At 55.4% G+C, this 3,189-nt stretch carries 6 protein-coding genes; 4 read left to right on the top strand and 2 right to left on the bottom strand.

Annotated features, from left to right (window positions below; all coding sequences use genetic code 11):
* The 3 genes from AB8804_RS23160 to AB8804_RS23150 form a co-directional block, all read left to right on the top strand.
* On the top strand, positions 1–343 hold a 343-nt coding region (locus AB8804_RS23160), incomplete at its 5' end, for a plasmid SOS inhibition protein A (RefSeq protein ID WP_371190284.1).
* 226 nt (positions 344–569) lie between these two features.
* On the top strand, positions 570–803 hold the full coding sequence (locus AB8804_RS23155) for a hypothetical protein (protein WP_371190282.1): 234 nt from the start codon (positions 570–572) through the stop codon (positions 801–803).
* On the top strand, positions 793–1,290 hold the full coding sequence (locus AB8804_RS23150) for a MucR family transcriptional regulator (protein WP_371190280.1): 498 nt from the start codon (positions 793–795) through the stop codon (positions 1,288–1,290). The genes AB8804_RS23155 and AB8804_RS23150 overlap by 11 nt, the downstream gene beginning before the upstream one ends.
* Before the next feature lie 402 nt (positions 1,291–1,692).
* Here AB8804_RS23150 and AB8804_RS23145 read toward each other — a convergent pair whose 3' ends face one another.
* Together AB8804_RS23145 and AB8804_RS23140 are read right to left on the bottom strand one after the other, a co-directional pair.
* The gene (locus AB8804_RS23145) at positions 1,693–1,917 is read right to left on the bottom strand and encodes a hypothetical protein (RefSeq protein ID WP_371190278.1); all 225 of its coding nucleotides are present in this window, start codon (positions 1,915–1,917) and stop codon (positions 1,693–1,695) included.
* A 236-nt stretch (positions 1,918–2,153) separates the two neighbouring features.
* Positions 2,154–2,312: a hypothetical protein gene (locus AB8804_RS23140; protein WP_371190276.1), complete on the bottom strand. Its 159-nt coding sequence runs from the start codon at positions 2,310–2,312 to the stop codon at positions 2,154–2,156.
* Between the two features lie 292 nt (positions 2,313–2,604).
* On the opposite strand from AB8804_RS23140, the gene AB8804_RS23135 reads away from it, so the two are divergent.
* Positions 2,605–3,000, top strand: a complete 396-nt coding sequence (locus AB8804_RS23135) for an ammonia monooxygenase (protein ID WP_371190275.1) — start codon at positions 2,605–2,607, stop codon at positions 2,998–3,000.
* Positions 3,001–3,189: the final 189 nt, after the last annotated feature.

The following is a 3,189-nucleotide window of genomic DNA, read 5'->3' as shown; positions in this document are numbered from 1 at the left end:
CCAGCGGCACAAAGAACGGTGTCAGCGTGAACGGGCTTACCAGGCGCTGGCGGGGCAGGCGGAAATCGAGCTGGCCTTCCACACGCCGGAAACGGTCGGGAGCTGGAGCGCCCGCTGGTCGGGGTCTGAGCTGGGTCAGTACGACCTGGAGGAAATGTTCTGGCGCTGGAGCGAGCGTTTCCCGTCCTTGTCCACACTGGACCAGGATGAGCATCACGGCGAACCGCTCTGGAGCGTGGTGTATGAGGCCGGGCAGCTGGCGGCAGACGCTCCTGTTTCCGTGCAACAGCTGGAGCGCTGGATAGTACCGAACAAGCTGTGTGCCGGGGATGTCCGCCCCTGAGGAATAATCCATGGAAAACGGAGCTCAGACTTGCCTGCAGCCAGAGGAACCGCCTGCGAACGGTATGTGCCAGGCTTACGGATATGTCCTGCGAATGGGACGGACTCAGTGGCTGGCTGGAAACGGAAAGCGAGCGGCTTGCCGGGGAAATTGAGGAACATATTATCGCCCTGGAGGAACAGATTCAGACGTGGGCTGGAAGATGCGAGGGCAGAGAGGAGATATCATGACGCTGGTCGGTCGAAAATTTGACAGAAAAGAAACAGGTACCGTCTTCCGTCATGCCCGAAACGGGAAAATCCTTTGTCGGCTGGATGCGCGCCTGAATACCGATGACTGGAACATGCTTCAGGTCTTAATCGGACTCGTGTACAACGCCGGCGTGATTGAGGGGGACAAACAGCGCGTGAAGGTCATGCGGGAAGCGCTGGGGTTTGAGGAGGCGGGTGATGGAGGCTGATGTCGAAATGGACGGAAAAATTGTCTGCAGGGAGTGTGGCAGGGCATTTTCCTTTCTGGCTCCCCATCTGCGTATAGCGCACGGGATGTCAGTGAGTGAGTATCGCGAGCGATGGGGTATAGCGAAACACGTCCCGCTTGCAAGTAAAGAGCACTCAGCCAGGTGCCGGGAAAACGTTATCAGGCGTATCCGGAGCGGCGAGCTGGACCCTAACCTGCAGGTCAGAATGATGGCTGAGGGGTATGCCGCGATAAAAGGTCGCAGCAGCCCCTCAACTCTAAAGCAAAAGTCAGCCTCCAGAACGGCGACCACACACCGAATATGGGAAACTTCGCCCGCTGTGAAGAGGGTCAGCGCAGACATCAGGCGAGAGGCCGTGCGCAGAATGAAGGCCCGGAACCAGTCGGGTGAAACGGTGAGAGATATCGCTGTTGATCTCAGCCTCTCCCTGAGCTGTCTGTATCGCTGGCAGGCTGAAGATGGCTGACGGCATAACGAAAGCTTTCTGCTCACTGTTTTTGATATAAAATCATTACTGCTTACAGGGATATAGTATGCGCAGCGTCCGGGTTGGTTTGTTTCCATGTGGCGCATACTCCCTGGAGCAAATAGAGGTACCTGAATACTGTGGCGCCGCACTAATAAAATCAGGCAGAGCACTGTTTGACTGAATAAGGGCTGCAGCGCTTGCGCGCCGTCAGCCTTTTTCATCAAGTTCAGTATTCTACTCGTGATGAAAATCTTTGCGTTTTCAATATATCCTTCTCATTTCAGGATTGACGTATACACTATTCTGGTGAAGGAACTTGATAACGAATATGAATACACGCTGTTGTGTGGCCGCTTTGCTTGCGGTGTGTTCAGGCCGCTTCCCATGGCGGCTTTTTTTTTAGTCCAGGCTCTCAAGCATTTGAATTGCCATTCGCAGACCCGGATGGGGCGAACCCGAATCAAGAAGGATAAGCCAGTCGAGTCTGCGGAGCTCATGAAGAAGGGATTGATGGCTGGGATTGTCACCATGCATAACCTGCGTTAAATATGCCAGACCAGTTAATCTGCAGGCCTCATCAAAAAGTAGCCCCTCTCTGCCTTCAACCAGAATATTGTCGGACATAGTGATTCTCCGGGAGGCTTAAGCCTCAATACCAAAGCATACACGACTTGAGTTCATTTGAGTGGGTATCTGCCCAGACCCGCAAAAAATTATGCCGTTTGATCTGGAGAGATTAGAAAAGCAGGTGATTAAGAATTCTGATTTTTGCGAATACTGCTGCCTGGCTTTCCAGCGCGAAAGGAATTAACGGCATTACACACGGCCCCTTCGGCTCTCCGTCCATTCCGGCCGGATCGTCAGCCCGACTCCGCCAGCCAGCTGCTGGCGCACCTGTCAGTCTCCGCCGAATCCCTCCGGGGTTCGGGCTTCGCTACGGTCTGATGGCTGACGTCAACACCACGGCTTGCTCCGACCGTTCCGGCCAGGCCGCCTTCACCGCCCCGGCGGTAAACCACCGGTGCTCCTCTGACCGGACCGCGATTCGCCAGCGGCGATTCACGTTCCGGCGTGTGTGCATCCTCCCGCCCTCCGGCGAACCACCTCCCGTGGGTTCTGCGCGGAGGGCGTTTTCGTAGCACCGGCTGGTCACACCGCAAGGGGTGAAATGCACGCCGCCATAAACTTTTTGCAGGCAAAAACTTTCCGTCGTCGCCCCTTGCGCTGCTCCCCGTCGCCGTTGCTCCTTTGCCCTTGCCGCGAAGAACTCACCGGGAGATGGAAACATCACCAGACAAGGAGAAAACCAGAATGCACACACAGAACGTCAAAACCGCCGCTTCAGAATCTACCGGAAGATGGGGTACAGACCCGAAAAGCCGTCTTGAATGCGCTATCGCAGAACAGCGTGCTTACCTGCTGGAGCTTTGCCAGGTATGGAACCTCCAGCTTTCAGAGAACGACGAGGCGGAAGAGGTCTGCAACATCCTGTGTGCCATGAGCAAAAACGTCTGGAACGAGGGCGTGACCGACTGGCACACCGACAAGCCGCTTCTGTCATTCCACATTGTCCAGCCGTGGCTGCAGGCAAAGGCTCAGGCCGTGCGGTTATACGGTGAAACAGGAAAGGCGGCGTGGGCGTATGCGAACAAAAGCTTGAAGGACTGCATGGCCTTTGAACTCGCTATGTTCAGGCTTGAAGCGTAACCACCCTTTAATTTCAACCGTGGCGGCAGGAAATGCCGCCAGCGACGACGGAGAGACATTATGAGTACAGGCAACCCTAACGACACATTCTGCTTCGATGCATGGGAGAAAAGCGCGCTGGGCGAACTTCAGACCCTGCAAAACAGCGTCAGCAAAGCCCTGTTCAAGTATCAGTGCAACGCCGATAAA

Origin of the sequence: Enterobacter sp. KBR-315C3_2022, assembly GCF_041399425.1 — a bacterium.
GTDB lineage: Bacteria > Pseudomonadota > Gammaproteobacteria > Enterobacterales > Enterobacteriaceae > Enterobacter.
Note: the sequence above shows the minus strand (reverse complement) of the source record. Positions and strands in the feature narration are given on the sequence as shown.

What these genes read in the sequence shown, in the direction of transcription:
- AB8804_RS23155 (WP_371190282.1), top strand. Translation starts at nt 570, where the DNA reads ATGACGCTGGTCGGTCGAAAATTTGACAGAAAAGAAACAGGTACCGTC.
- AB8804_RS23150 (WP_371190280.1), top strand. Translation starts at nt 793, where the DNA reads ATGGAGGCTGATGTCGAAATGGACGGAAAAATTGTCTGCAGGGAGTGT.
- AB8804_RS23145 (WP_371190278.1), bottom strand. Translation starts at nt 1,917, where the DNA reads ATGTCCGACAATATTCTGGTTGAAGGCAGAGAGGGGCTACTTTTTGAT.
- AB8804_RS23135 (WP_371190275.1), top strand. Translation starts at nt 2,605, where the DNA reads ATGCACACACAGAACGTCAAAACCGCCGCTTCAGAATCTACCGGAAGA.